Genomic DNA, 12,623 nt, shown 5'->3' with positions numbered 1-12,623 from the left:
CTGGTCCTCTGGGGCCGCGACCAGGAGCAGGTCGCCGCCGAGTTCGGCGCGCCCCGGCTCGGCGATCACCTCGACGTCGATTACGGGTGGGTGGATCTGCCGCTCAAGGAGGCGTACCAGCGGGGGCTGGCCGTCGAAGCGCGGCGCAACGAACCCGACGGGCCGAAATTCGCGTTCGACTTCCGGCCGCACTCGCATCACTGGCAGGTGATGGGCCTGGTGCGGGCCTCCGAGCACGAGGCCGGCGTGATCCAGGTCGGTGGCGCGGACATTCTGATGGCGATGACCTCGGTCGGTGACGGTTTCTTCCCCGTACATCTGGACGTCGACGCCGCCGGCAACCCGGTCGCCCTCCGCATCGACATCGCCGGAGAGGACTGACCGCCCGGCCAGGAGGGCAGGCGACCCCATTCCTCAATCATTGATGTACGTTGATTGGGAGCGCTCCCATCCCCCTTTCTTCCGGAGGTCTCCCCCATGCACCGTCAATCGCTGGCCGTCCTCGCCAGCGCCTGCACCCTCCTCGCCGGCTTCCTGTTCGCCACCGCCACCAGGGCGTACGCGGCGGTCGGCTGCTCCGTCAAATACGCCGTCGCCAGTCAGTGGCCGGGCGGCTTCGGCGCCGCCGTGGACATCACCAACCTCGGCGACCCGCTCACCTCGTGGTCCCTGGTGTTCGCGTTCCCGAACGGCCAGAGCATCACCCAACTCTGGAACGGCTCGGTCACCCAGTCCGGCTCGACGGTGACGGTCCGCAACGCGGCCTGGAACGGCGCCGTCGCCACCGGCGGCAAGGCGTCGTTCGGCTTCAACGGCTCGTGGACCGGCTCGAACACCGCGCCGACCGCGTTCTCTCTCAACGGCGTGGCGTGCACCGGCGGCACGACGAACCCCACGAGCAGCCCGACAACGAGCCCCTCGACGCCACCGGCCACCGAGAAGACCAAAATCATGGCGCTGGGGGACTCGATCACCGGCTCCCCGGGCTGCTGGCGCGCCCTGCTCTGGCAGAAACTCCCCGCCGCCCGGGTCGACTTCGTCGGCACCCTGCCCGGCCAGGGCTGCGGCTTCGACTACGACGGCGAGAACGAGGGCCACGGCGGTTACCTGGTCACCAACGTCGCGAACCAGAACCTGCTGGTCGGCTGGCTCGCCGCGACCGACCCGGACGTGGTGATGATGCACTTCGGCACCAACGACGCGTGGAGCAACCTGCCCACGTCGACGATCCTGGCCGCCTACACCACCCTGGTCGGCCAGATGCGCGCCAGCAACCCCAGCATGAAGATCCTGGTCGCGCAGATCATCCCGATGAACCCGTCCACCTGTACCGAGTGCGCCCAGCGCGTGGTCGCCCTCAACGCCGCGATCCCGGCCTGGGCCGCGGGCCTGACCACCACGGCCTCCCCGATCACCGTCGTCGACCAGTGGACCGGCTTCGACACCGCCACCGACACCTACGACGGCGTCCACCCCAACGACGCCGGCAACATCAAAATCGCCAACCGCTGGTACCCGGCCGTCGCCGCCACCCTCCCCTGACGACCCGGCTGTCCCCCCAGCGCCACCTGACCGGGGCATCCACCGACCCGGGCCCGGCCTTAGCCGCTGACCTCCGTCGACCCGGCCCCGGCCTTCCCCACCAACATCCCCTGATCCGGGCCCGGCCTTCCCCGCCGGGCCCGCCAAACTCCCCGCCGCCTCCAGACCGACGCGGGTCATCGCTGCTTCATTTCCCGGTACGTCCAGGACGCCCTGCGGCTGGGGCCGGGTTCAGCTATCGACTTTCATCTCGCCCAGTTCTGCCCAGCCGTCCTGGTCGACGGACTGGCTGACGATCTTCGGGGTCGACGTCAGGTATTTCGGAAGGTCCTGCTGAGCCTGCTTGAAGTGGGCCGACCCGACGTGCTCGCCACCGGCCTGGCCGTCCCGGAACGCCTCGACCAGCACGTACTCCTGTGGATTGTCGACGCCGCGGGACCACTCGAACCACAGGCAGCCCGGCTCAGCCCGGGTCGCCTCGGTGAACGGCCCCGCGATCCGTGGCCACTCGTCCGCGTGCTCCGGCTTGATCAGGAATTTCGCGGTAATGAAGATCATCGGGACGCTTCCTCCCATGCTGTCGGTTTCTCCCCCATCATCGGCCCACGCCCGCCCGAAAGCGGGCACGGAAACGAGAGCAATCGGAAGCGGGACAACGAACGGGTCCGCAGGCAGCACGCCTACGGACCCGTTCTGTCGGTCGAGCCGCCGGTCAGTCGGGCCGGCGGGCCAGGGCAGCCGGGGCCGACGGGACCGAAGCCTCGGCATCCGACACATCGCCCACCGGATCGCCCGAGGCCGAGCCTCCGGCAACCGAATCAAGCTGGACGGCCGGCAACCGGATCGTCAGAGGCCGATCCTCCGGCAACCGAATCAAGCCGGACGGCCGGCAACCGAATCAAGCTGGACGGCCGGCAACCGGATCGTCAGAGGCCGATCCTCCGGCAACCGAATCAAGCCGGACGGCCGGCAACCGGATCGTCAGAGGCCGAGTGGCCGGCGCCCGAGTGGTCGGCCGCCGGGCGGTCAGCGGTTGGCCGGCGGGGAGCCGGGACGTCGGCGGCCGGGTCGTGGCGGGTCAGTGCGCTGGGCCACCACATCCAGCGGCCGACGTCCAGGTTCAGGGCGGTGACCAGCACGGATCGGACGATCAGGGTGTCCAGCAGGACACCGAAGGCGACCGCGAACCCGATCTCGGCGAAGGCGACCAGCGGCAGGCTGCCGAGCGCCGCGAACGTTCCGGCCAGGACGATGCCGGCCGAGGTGATCACGCCGCCGGTGGCGGCCAGGCCGATCACGGCGCCGCGATGGGTGCCGTGTTCGCGAGCCTCCTCGCGGACCCGGGTCATCAGGAAGATGTTGTAGTCGATGCCGAGGGCGACCAGGAATACGAAGACGAACAGTGGGAACGCGGTGTCCTCCCCGCCGAATCCGAAGACGTGCCGGAAGACCAGGGCGCTGACCCCGAGCGCCGCGGCGAAGGAGAGCACCACCGTCGCGATCAGGATGACCGGCGCGACCAGGGCTCGCAGCAGCAGCGCGAGGATGGCCAGGACGACCAGCAGCACCAGCGGGATGATCAGCCGGTTGTCGTGTTTGTTCGCCTCGTTGATGTCCAGGGTCATCGCGGTCGTGCCACCGACCTTGGCGTCCGCCCCGGCGATCGGGTGCACCGCGGCGCGGACCGCGGTCACCGTGTCCTCGGCGGCCTGGCTGTCCGGTGCGGACCGCAGCGTCCCCTCGAGGCGGACCAGACCGTTCCTGATCTCCGGGTCGCCGACCTCGCTGATGCCGGGGACGGCGGCGAAGGCGCTGCGCACCGCGTCCTGCTGGCCGGAGCCGGCGATCACCACGACGGGGTCGTCCTGGCCGGCCGGGAAGTGCCGGCCGAGCACCTCGAGGCCGGCGAGCGAGGGCTGTTCCTTGGTGAACGTGTCCTGCTGGCTCAGGCCGTTCGCGTTGAGCTGCAGCAGGCCGAGGGCCATCGCGCCGAGCGCCACCGCGGTGGTCACCCAGACGGTGCGGGGGCGGCGGGCGATCCAGGCGCCCATCCGGGCCCACAGGCCGGTCGCGGTCGGCTCGGGCGAACCGTAGCGCGGGCGGACCGGCCAGAACAGCCACCGGCCGCAGATCACCAGCAGGGCCGGGAGCAGGGTCATCATGGCGAGCAGGCCGACCACGATGCCGAGCGCGGCGACCGGGCCGAGGCCACTGGTGGCGTTCACCTCGGCAAGCATCAGGCAGGACATCCCGATCGCGACGGTGGCGGCGCTGGCGATGATCGCGGGGCCGGCCCGGTGCAGGGCGAACATCATCGCCTCGTGCCGGTCGGGGTGCCGGCGCAGTTCCTCGCGGTAGCGGGCGACCAGCAGCAGGGCGTAGTCGGTGCCGGCGCCGAAGACCAGCACGGTCAGAATGCCGGCGCTCTGTGCGTTGACCACCAGGCCGGCGTGCTTGGCGAGCAGGTAGATCACCGCTTGGGCGCTGGTCAGGGCGACGCCCGCGGTGATGATCGGAAGCAGCCAGAGGACCGGACTGCGGTAGGTGATCAGCAGGATGATCGCGACGACCACGAGCGTGGTGTACAGCAGCGTGCCGTCGATGCCCTCGAACGCGCTGGCCGAGTCGGCCGCCACCCCGGCCGGGCCGGTCAGGTGGATGCTGAGGCCGTTCTCCCCCGTACCGGAGATGGTCTTGATCTGGCCGACCACGTCGGCGATCTTGTCCCAGCCGTCGGCGTCGACCTTGATCGGCGCGATGACCTGCAGCGCGGCCTTGTCCTCGGCCGGGAACGGCCCGGCGACCTGGCCGGTGACCCCCGGAACCGCGGCGATCGCCCGGGCGTCGGCGGCGGCCTTCTGCTGGTCGGCGGGGGTGATCCCGCCGATCCGCTCGTAAACCAGGATGGCCGGCACGATGTCGTCCGGCGAGAATTGTTTCTGCAGGTCGGCGACCTGGGTGGCCTCGGCGTCGCCGGGCAGCCAGGAGGCGTTGTCGTTCTTCTCGACGCTGCCGAGCTTGCCGGCCACCGATCCGGCGAACACCAGGACCACGATCCACAGTGCCAGCACGACCCACTTCGTACGGCGGCCACAGACCAGCCGGGCGAAGGATCCGGTCCTCATCGTTTCCCCCCAACGCTTTCGACGGGCGGAGCGTATGCGGGAACGGGGACCGATCTGAACCCCAGAGGGGTCAGATCAGGGATACCTCAGGGGCGGTGTACTCCCTTCGGCCTACGATCACAAGTGTCCAGTACGGACGGCGGAGTACTTCCGGTGCGGCATAATCATTCGGGTGACCAACTGGGAGTATTCGCGGCTGGAGTACCGTGCGGCCGGCACGCTCGGCACCGACCGGTTCATGGACTGGACCGCCACGTTCCATCACCCGGGTGGGGTGCTGCGCTGGGGCACCGACGAGCGCTTCGACGATTTGCGCCATCTGAACAGAGCGGGTGCGGCGGGCTGGCAGGCCTACGACCGCGCGGTGATCCACGTGAAGGACGAGCCACACCGGTTGAGCAGCGTGACGTATTCGATGCGCCGCCCGGTCCCGTCCGAGGCGCCCTAGTTAATCTCTTGGAGTGGCCAAGGAGACCGGGACCAAACTGATCGCCTCGAACAAGAAGGCGCGGCACGACTACGCGATCCTCAAGACGTATGAGGCGGGTCTGGTGCTGGCCGGCACCGAGGTGAAGTCGCTGCGCCTGGGCCGCGCGTCGCTGGTGGACGCGTTCGCCCAGGAGCACGAGGGCGAGATCATGCTGTACGGCCTGCACATCGCCGAGTACGGCTTCGGCAGCTGGACCAATCACGCGCCGCGCCGCACCCGGAAGCTGCTGCTGCACAAGGCCGAGATCATCAAGATCCTGAACACCCTGGGGGACGGCACCGGGCTGACCCTGGTGCCGCTCTCGATGTACTTCAAGGACGGCTGGGTGAAGGTCGAGCTGGGGATCGCGCGCGGCCTCAAGTCGTACGACAAGCGGCAGGTGATGGCGGAGCGGGACGCCAAGAAGGAGATCGCCCGGGAGATGGGGCGGCGCTTGAAGGGCCGCCGCTGAACCCCAGCCGGCACGCGAACTCCGCGGACTGCCGGGAAACAGAAAACGAGGGCCGGTAGAACCGGCCCTCGTTTCCGATCGTCACTTCTTCGGCGTGATCTTGTACTTGTCGCAGGCCGCCTTGTACTTGTCGGTGCAGAGGTCCTCGTACCTGACCGCGCCCGACTCCACGACCGTCGCCATCATGTTCTTGGCCGTGACCGACTTCGGGGTCAGCAGCACGGACGGGACGTAGCGGCCCGTCTCCGGGTCCTTGACGATCTTGCCGTCGGCAGCCGGCTTCTTACCCGTCACCAGGCTGATCGCCAGCTTGGCGGCCTGGTCGGCCTCCTCCGTGGCGCTCTTGAAAACGGTCACGCACTGGTCGCCGAGGAGGATGTTCTGCAGGCCCTGCACCGTGGCGTCCTGGCCGGTGACCGGGACGCCCTTCGCCTTGGCGCCGTTCCGCTTCCTGTCCCGCAGCACCTCGATCGCGGCGTTGCCGAGACCGTCGTTGGCGGCGAGCACGCCGTCGATGTCCGGCCACTGCTCCACCATCTGGGTGAAGATCTTCCCGCCCTCCGTGTTGTCCCACTGCGGGACGGACTGGTCCGGGCCCTTCACGTAGTCGCCGTTGTCGTACTTCGGCTGCAGGATCGAGTCGTAGCCCCGCTTGAACAGGGTGGCGTTGTTATCGGTGGGCGAGCCGTTCAGCTCCGCGATCACCGGCTTCTCGATGCCCTTGTCCTGCAGGCATTTGACCAGCCCTTCCGCCTGCTGCTTACCGACCGTCTCGTTGTTGAAGCTGACGTAGTAGTCGGCGTTGCCGTTGAGGGTGAGCCGGTCGTAGTCGATCACCGGAACCTTGCGGCTCCTGGCGAGGTCGATCACGGCCTTGCCGCTTTCCGAGTCCAGGTTCACGATCATCAGAACCTTGACGCCGCTGTCGAGCATGGCCTTGGCGATGCCCTTGAACGCCTCCGTGTTGCCCTCGGCGTTCTGGATCTCGTGCGGCACGTTCGCCTTCGCGAACGCGGCGTTCAGGGCCTTGGGGTCGTCGGTGGCCCAACGGGCGGAGCTCTCGCTGTCCGGCAGGATCACACCGACGCCGTTCCTGCCCTTGCCGGAAGAGGTCGCCGTCGAGGTGATCTCCGAACCTTTGTCGCCGCCGGTGTCACCGTCGTCCGAGCCGCTGTCACAGGCCGTAAGGGTCACCGACGTCATCAGGCCGGCAGCGGCAAGTGCGATCAAGGCCTTGCGCATGGCAGTAGAAGTCCTCTCAGGGGTGGATCCCGACCTGCATGGGGGGTGCCGGGCAGTCCGCCAAGTATCGGCCTGCGTGCCTCCGTCGCAACTTTGGGTGCAGGCCTGAGTGCAAGATTATTCACTTCGCCGGGCGTTACCGGCAAGACGTCACCCACGGTATTGATGAGTTCCTTTGTCTGAAAACGGGAAACCGGTGCTTAACACGGCACGGCGGCCCACTTGCGCGGGCCGCCGTGAATCGTGTCTCAAACCAGCCTTCGCCGGATCCACCAGAGCGAGAACAGCGTCAGGACGAGGGTGAGAACGACCAACAGACCGAACTCCCGCCACTGAAGGGTCCAGAACTTCGAGCCGGGTACGTACATCAGCTTCTGACTGAGGTTCTGCGTGCTCAGCCACTCCTGGCACCGCTCGGGGCCGGTGCCGCCGGGGCGGGGCAGACACGTCTCGGCGTCCGCCGGGCCGACGAAGAGCGCGCCGGTCGAGGTCACCACCTCGTTCGCCACGATCCAGGCACCCGGCTGATCGGCCTCGGCACGCAGATGCATCTGTAACGAATCGACATCCATCCCGATCCCCTCGAGCTTCGACACGTCGAGCGGCTTCACCACGGTGATCGGCTGGGCCAGCCACGGGCGCACCACCATCGGTGCGGCGACCTGCAGGCCCGCGACGACCAGCAGGGTCACCGCCATCGCGACGACGGTCCGGCGCAGCACCATGCCGACGGTCACCCCGACGACGAACGCGAGCGCGGCGTACCCGATCGGCACGATGCCGCGCCCCGCGAAGATCAGCGGGGTGATCCGGTCGCCGCTGGCCGAGTCGATCCTCTGTGCCCATCGGGTCAGCAGCAGGCTGAACAGTCCGGCGCCGAGCGCGGCGGTCAGGCCACCGATCGCCAGCTTGATCAGCAGCCAGCGGCCCCGTCCGACGGACTGGCTGAAGACCATCCGGTAGGTCCCGGTCTCCAGCTCCCGGGCGACCACCGGCGCGCCCCAGAACACGCCGATGAGAGCGGGCATCAGATACAACGCGCCGATGGTGGCGAGATAGACGTGGTGGGAGAGCCCCAGCTGGAATCGATCCGCGAAGTTCTCCGCCGCCGCGAGGCAGGCGTCGCCGGAACAACCGGTGTATCCGGTGCTCGTCGCCAGGTCGCTCACCTGTTGCCAGGTGAGCAGGACGGCGCCGAGGAGCAGGACGAGACAGGCGGCGCCGGCGATCGCCTGGGTCCGGAACTGCCGCCAGGCCAGCCAGGTCATCGCTGCCCCTCCAGCACCCGGGCCGGACCCGCGGCCCCGCTCATGTACGCCAGCACGATGTCCTCCAGGTCCAGTCGGTCCGCCTGCCAGGACGGATCGTCGATCGGCGCGGTGCTGCGCACCACCAGCGTCGACTGCACGTCGGTCCGGCTCTCGTCCACCACGGTCCAGCCGGCGTTCAGCTCCCCGGGGTCGCGCCGGGGCCCGACCAGACGGTGATGACCGGCGAGCAGCTCCTCCACGTCGCCGGCCACCCGCACCCGGGAGGCGACCAGCACGATCAGGTGGTCACAGACCCGTTCCAGGTCGGCGACCAGGTGGGACGACATGACGATGCTCATCCCCTGCTCGACAGCGAGCTCCATCAGGCTCTGCAGGAAGGTGCGCCGGGCGAGCGGGTCGAGCGCCGCCACCGGTTCGTCGAGCAGCAGCAGGTCGGGCCGTTTCGCGGCGGCGACGGTCAGGGCCAGCTGGGCGCGCTGGCCACCGGAGAGCTTGCCGGCCTTCTGCGTCGGGTCGAGGCCGACCTGGGCGATCCGGCGCTCGGCGAGCGGCCTGTCCCAGGACGGGTTGAGGTGGGCACCCATCCGCAGGTGCTCCGCGACGGTCAGGCCGCCGTAGACCGGGGTGTCCTGAGCGACGAATCCGACCCGGGGCGATCCGCTGGACGGCCGCTCGCCGAGCACTTCGAGCCGCCCCGCGGTCGGCTCGAGCAGCCCACAGGCGAGTTGCAGCAGCGTGGACTTGCCGGCGCCGTTCGGGCCGACCAGGCCGACGACGTGGCCGGCCGGGATGTCCAGGGTGCAGCCGGAGAGGGCGGTCCGACGTCCGTACCGCTTGGTGAGGTTCTCCGCGATGAGCGCGCTAGTCATGCTCTCGCCTCCGAAAAAGCCCGAAAGGCGCTCGTGAAGAGCGCCTCGATGCTCTCGTCGTCGAGGCCCGCCGCCCGCGCCTCGACGAGCCAGCGCTCCAGCTCGCGCCGCAGCGGCTCGTGCTTGGCCCGCGAGTCGTCACCGAGCGTCCTCGTGACGAAGGTGCCGAGGCCCGGACGCGCGGTGACCAGGCCCGCGTACTCCAGCTCGCGGTACGCCTTGGAGACGGTGTTCGGGTTGATCGCGACCTGGGCCACCACCTCCTTGACGGTGGGCAGCTTGTCGCCCTCCTTGAGCACACCGAGCCGTAGCGCGTGCCGGACCTGCTGGATGAGCTGCAGGTACGGCGCCACCCCGGACCTCGTCTCCAGGTGGAACTCGATCACCTCACCACCTCCATTCCACTAGTTAACTAGCACAATAGCGATGGCCGCCCAGGAAGTAAACGCGAGCGGTTGTCCACAGGCAGGTGAAGTTCCTGGCTCGCCGCGGAGCCCGCGTGGCAGTCTCGGTGCCATGAGCATCGCCGTCACTGAGCACATCGGGCCGTGGACCGAGGAGGACTATCTGGCCCTCGGCGAGACCACCGATCGCATCGAACTCTTCGACGGGAGTCTGCTGGTGAGCCCGGCGCCGACCACGCGCCATCAGCACATCGCACGACGACTCGCGGCTCTGCTGGACCCGGGCACCGACGCGGCCGGGCTCTGGGTCTTCGAAGCCATCAACGTGCGCCTGCAGGGAGCCCGCATCTTCATTCCGGATCTCGTGATCACTCCGGAGGAGGACGGTGCGATGGCCGAGGCCGACGAAGTGGTCCTGGTCGCCGAGGTGGTCTCCCCGGGAACGCCGGCAACGACCGGGTGCTCAAGATGGCGCTCTATGCCGCCGCGCGGATCGAGTGGTACCTGCTCGTCGAGCCGGAAAAGGACACCATCACGCTGCGCCTGTTCCGGTTGGCGAAGGACCACTACACCGAGCACGCTGTCGCCGCACACGGGGAACGGCTGGTGGCCACCGAGCCGTTCCCCTTCGAGATCGACGCCGACGCTCTGCTGCGCCGCCGCTGACCTACCAGTTCACGGCGATGTACTTGGACTCCAGGTACTCCAGCAGCCCCTCGTGACCGCCCTCGCGGCCGATGCCGCTCTGCTTCACCCCGCCGAACGGGGCGGCCGGGTCGCTGACCAGGCCACGGTTCAGGCCGACCATGCCGGCCTCGATCGCCTCGCTGATCCGCAGGCCCCGGGCCAGATCACCGGTGTAGACGTAGGCGACCAGGCCGTACTCGGTGTCGTTGGCCAGCCGCACGGCCTCGTCCTCGCCGATGAACGTGACGATCGGCGCGACCGGGCCGAAGATCTCCTCGCGCAGGATCGCCGAGTCCGGTCCGACCCCGGTCAGCACGGTCGGCGGGTAGTAGAAGCCCGGCCCGTCCGGACGGCTGCCGCCGGTGACCGCCGCCGCCCCGGCCTCCAGAGCGCCCTTGACCAGGGTGTCCACCTTCGCCACGGTGTCCTCGTTGACCAGCGGGCCGACCTGCGTCTTCTCGTCCGTGCCCGGGCCGACGACCAGCGCCGACATGCGCTGCGCCAGCCGCCGGGCGAACTCGTCGGCGATGCTCGCCTCGACGAAGAACCGGTTCGCGGCGGTGCACGCCTCGCCGCCGTTCCGCATCTTGGCGATCATCGCGCCCTCGATCGCGGCGTCCAGGTCCGCGTCCGCGAAGACCACGAACGGGGCGTTGCCGCCCAGCTCCATCGAGGTGTTCACGACGTTCTCCGCGGCCTGGGCCAGCAGGATCCGGCCGACCTCGGTGGAGCCGGTGAACGACAGCTTGCGGACCCGGGCGTCGCGCAGCATCGCCGAGACCACCTTGCCGGAGCTGCGCGACGGCAGCACGTTCACCACACCCTCCGGCACCCCGGCCTCGGCCAGGATCGCGGCCATCGCGAGCGCGGTCAGCGGGGTGTCGGAGGCCGGCTTGAGGATCACCGTGCAGCCCGCGGCGAGCGCCGGGCCGATCTTGCGGGTGGCCATCGCGGCCGGGAAGTTCCACGGCGTGACCAGCACGCAGACGCCGACCGGCCGACGGGTCACCAGGATCCGGTTGGCCCCGGACGGTGCGGTGGCCACGTTACCGTCGATGCGCACGGCCTCCTCGGCGAACCAGCGGAAGAACTCCGCCGCGTACGTCACCTCGCCCTTCGCGTCGGTCAGGGCCTTGCCGTTCTCCAGACTGATCAGCTTCGCCAGGTCGGCGGCCCGCTCGGTCATCAACTCGAACGCCTTGCGGAGCACCTCACCGCGGACCCGAGGGGGTGTCGAGGCCCAGCCCGGACCGGCCGCGGCCGCCGCGTCCACCGCGGCGATCGCGTCCGCCTCACCGCCGTCCGCGACCGACGCGACCGTGTCGCCGGTCGCCGGGTCGATTACGTCGAACCGGCTCGCCGAGGACGCGGCCACCCACTTGCCGCCGATGAAAAGTTCCGTCTCCACAACAGCTCCTCAGTCAGGTCCGGTTACGCCTTCAGCATTCTCCGGATCCGGACGCGCCGCCATGCATCCTCGATTGGACCCCGTGCCGGCACCGACCGGCGGATAGCGTGAGTGGCGTGACCGTGGGATTTCTCGGGCTGGGCGTAATGGGCCGGCCGATCGCGCTCAACCTGGCCCGGGCCGGGACCGACCTGCTGGTCTGGAACCGCTCCCCCGCCGCCGCCGAGGCACTGCGCGCCGCGGGCGCCGCCGTCGCCGGCGGCGTCACCGACCTCTTCGCGCGCTCCGACATCGTCCTGATGATGCTGGCCGACGACCGGGTCGCCGACGAGGTGCTCGGCCGGGACACCGCCGCCTTCGCGGGCCTGATCGCCGGGCGCACGCTGGTGCAGATGGGCACCACCTCCCCGGCCTGGTCGCGCGGCCTCGCCGAGCAGGTCCGCGACGCCGGTGGGTGGTATGTCGAGGCACCCGTCTCCGGGTCCCGCGTCCCCGCCGAGACCGCCCAGCTCGTCGTGATGATGGCCGGGCGCGATCAGGATCTGGACCGGGTCGCCCCGGTGCTGCGCCCGATGTGCCGGGAGATCGTCCGCTGCGGCCCGGTCCCCAACGGCCTGCTGATGAAACTCTCCGTCAACACGTTCCTGATCAGCATGGTCACCGGCCTGGCCGAGGCCTTCCACTTCGCCGGATGCCACGACCTGGACCGCGCCACCCTGCTCGACGCCCTCGACGCCGGGCCGATGGCCAGCCCGGTCTCCCGCCTCAAGGGCCGCAAGCTGCTCGACCGCGACTTCACCGCCCAGGCCTCGATCCGCGACGTGCTCTACAACAACCACCTGATCGTCGAGGCCGCCGAGGCGGCCGGGATCCCCTCCCCCCTGCTCGACATCTGCCTCGAGCTGTACGCGGAGACCAGCGCGGCGGGGCACGCCGGGGAGGACATGGCCGCGGTCATCCGTGCCCTGGAAGCCCGCACAACCCCTTAAAACCGAACAACCTTTCGGCGGTACGACCTACGCCTCCCGTGACCAGGCTGAAGCCGAGCCCCGTGCCACTCTCGCGCGGCGCGCTCCCGGGCCGAGGCCGCAACGCGACGCCCGGTCCCGGCTGAGCCCGGTGTCGGGCTCGGAA

At 69.5% G+C, this 12,623-nt stretch carries 12 protein-coding genes and 1 pseudogene; 6 read left to right on the top strand and 7 right to left on the bottom strand.

Features of this window, described 5'->3' with window-relative positions:
• The first annotated feature begins 90 nt into the window (after nt 1–90).
• Entirely contained in the window at nt 91–381 is a 291-nt protein-coding gene (locus tag CHC09_RS19670; protein WP_089294619.1) for a hypothetical protein, read from the top strand.
• 96 nt (nt 382–477) lie between these two features.
• Nucleotides 478–1,542, top strand: a complete 1,065-nt coding sequence (locus CHC09_RS19665) for a cellulose binding domain-containing protein (RefSeq protein WP_089294618.1) — start codon at nt 478–480, stop codon at nt 1,540–1,542.
• Nucleotides 1,543–1,773: 231 nt separating this feature from the next.
• On the opposite strand, the gene CHC09_RS19660 is transcribed toward CHC09_RS19665, so the two are convergent.
• Nucleotides 1,774–2,100, bottom strand: a complete 327-nt coding sequence (locus CHC09_RS19660) for a putative quinol monooxygenase (protein WP_089294617.1) — start codon at nt 2,098–2,100, stop codon at nt 1,774–1,776.
• 395 nt (nt 2,101–2,495) lie between these two features.
• Nucleotides 2,496–4,667: an MMPL family transporter gene (locus CHC09_RS19655; RefSeq protein WP_089294616.1), complete on the bottom strand. Its 2,172-nt coding sequence runs from the start codon at nt 4,665–4,667 to the stop codon at nt 2,496–2,498.
• 172 nt (nt 4,668–4,839) lie between these two features.
• Here CHC09_RS19655 and CHC09_RS19650 point away from each other — a divergent pair, with 172 nt between their 5' ends.
• Entirely contained in the window at nt 4,840–5,115 is a 276-nt protein-coding gene (locus tag CHC09_RS19650; RefSeq protein ID WP_089294615.1) for a hypothetical protein, read from the top strand.
• A 13-nt stretch (nt 5,116–5,128) separates the two neighbouring features.
• Nucleotides 5,129–5,608: an SsrA-binding protein SmpB gene (smpB, locus tag CHC09_RS19645; RefSeq protein ID WP_089294614.1), complete on the top strand. Its 480-nt coding sequence runs from the start codon at nt 5,129–5,131 to the stop codon at nt 5,606–5,608.
• Nucleotides 5,609–5,689: 81 nt separating this feature from the next.
• Here smpB and CHC09_RS19640 read toward each other — a convergent pair whose 3' ends face one another.
• The 4 genes from CHC09_RS19640 to CHC09_RS19625 all read right to left on the bottom strand — a co-directional run bounded on the left by CHC09_RS19640 (nt 5,690) and on the right by CHC09_RS19625 (nt 9,376).
• On the bottom strand, nt 5,690–6,850 hold the full coding sequence (locus CHC09_RS19640) for a sugar ABC transporter substrate-binding protein (protein WP_089294613.1): 1,161 nt from the start codon (nt 6,848–6,850) through the stop codon (nt 5,690–5,692).
• A 248-nt stretch (nt 6,851–7,098) separates the two neighbouring features.
• Nucleotides 7,099–8,118 carry an ABC transporter permease subunit gene (locus tag CHC09_RS19635; protein ID WP_089294612.1) on the bottom strand — a complete coding sequence of 340 codons (1,020 nt, stop codon included), beginning with the start codon at nt 8,116–8,118 and terminating at the stop codon, nt 7,099–7,101.
• Entirely contained in the window at nt 8,115–8,990 is an 876-nt protein-coding gene (locus CHC09_RS19630) for an ABC transporter ATP-binding protein (RefSeq protein ID WP_089294611.1), read from the bottom strand. The genes CHC09_RS19635 and CHC09_RS19630 overlap by 4 nt, the downstream gene beginning before the upstream one ends.
• Nucleotides 8,987–9,376, bottom strand: coding sequence for a GntR family transcriptional regulator (locus CHC09_RS19625; protein WP_089294610.1), 390 nt, complete (start codon nt 9,374–9,376; stop codon nt 8,987–8,989). The genes CHC09_RS19630 and CHC09_RS19625 overlap by 4 nt, the downstream gene beginning before the upstream one ends.
• A gap of 40 nt (nt 9,377–9,416) precedes the next feature.
• Between CHC09_RS19625 and CHC09_RS48850 the strand changes: the two are divergent.
• Nucleotides 9,417–10,060: pseudogene (locus CHC09_RS48850) on the top strand (Uma2 family endonuclease).
• 1 nt (nt 10,061) lies between these two features.
• Here CHC09_RS48850 and CHC09_RS19615 read toward each other — a convergent pair.
• Nucleotides 10,062–11,489 (bottom strand): NAD-dependent succinate-semialdehyde dehydrogenase, encoded by a 1,428-nt coding sequence (locus CHC09_RS19615; RefSeq protein ID WP_089294609.1) that lies wholly within the window; start codon nt 11,487–11,489, stop codon nt 10,062–10,064.
• Nucleotides 11,490–11,554: 65 nt separating this feature from the next.
• On the opposite strand from CHC09_RS19615, the gene CHC09_RS19610 reads away from it, so the two are divergent.
• A complete protein-coding gene (locus tag CHC09_RS19610; RefSeq protein ID WP_275407879.1) occupies nt 11,555–12,478 on the top strand; it encodes an NAD(P)-dependent oxidoreductase in 924 nt (307 codons plus the stop codon).
• Nucleotides 12,479–12,623 lie beyond the last annotated feature (145 nt).

The organism is Actinoplanes regularis, from assembly GCF_900188005.1.
GTDB classification, from domain to species: domain Bacteria; phylum Actinomycetota; class Actinomycetes; order Mycobacteriales; family Micromonosporaceae; genus Actinoplanes; species Actinoplanes regularis.
The sequence above is the reverse complement of the archived record's forward strand: the minus strand, read 5'-3'. Positions and strand labels throughout refer to the sequence as shown.